At 69.4% G+C, this 307-nt stretch carries 1 protein-coding gene; it reads left to right on the forward strand.

Annotated features, from left to right (window positions below):
• Positions 1 to 307 (forward strand): zinc ribbon domain-containing protein (locus IO33_RS0142265; protein ID WP_031174371.1); only part of this gene is annotated, 307 nt, incomplete at both ends.

Below are 307 nucleotides of genomic sequence, written 5' to 3' on the forward strand. Positions count from 1 at the left end.
CTCGCGGTGTCCGGTCTCGGACGCACCCGTCTGGCCAAGTCCGTGCACGACGCGGGATGGTCCGCGTTCGTCGGCATGCTGGAGTACAAGGCGGTCAAGCACGGCCGTACCTTCGCCAAGGTGGACCGGGCCTTCCCCTCCTCTCAGGCCTGCTCAGCCTGCGGATTCCGGGACGGCCCGAAGCCTCTCCACGTCCGTGAATGGGCGGGTGCTCAGTGCGGCACGGTGCACGACCGCGACCACAACGCAGCCCGCAACGTCCTCTTCGAAGGACGCCGTATCGTCGCCGCCGCACGGGCGGAGACGC

It is taken from the genome of Streptomyces durhamensis (assembly GCF_000725475.1).
Lineage (GTDB): Bacteria > Actinomycetota > Actinomycetes > Streptomycetales > Streptomycetaceae > Streptomyces > Streptomyces filipinensis.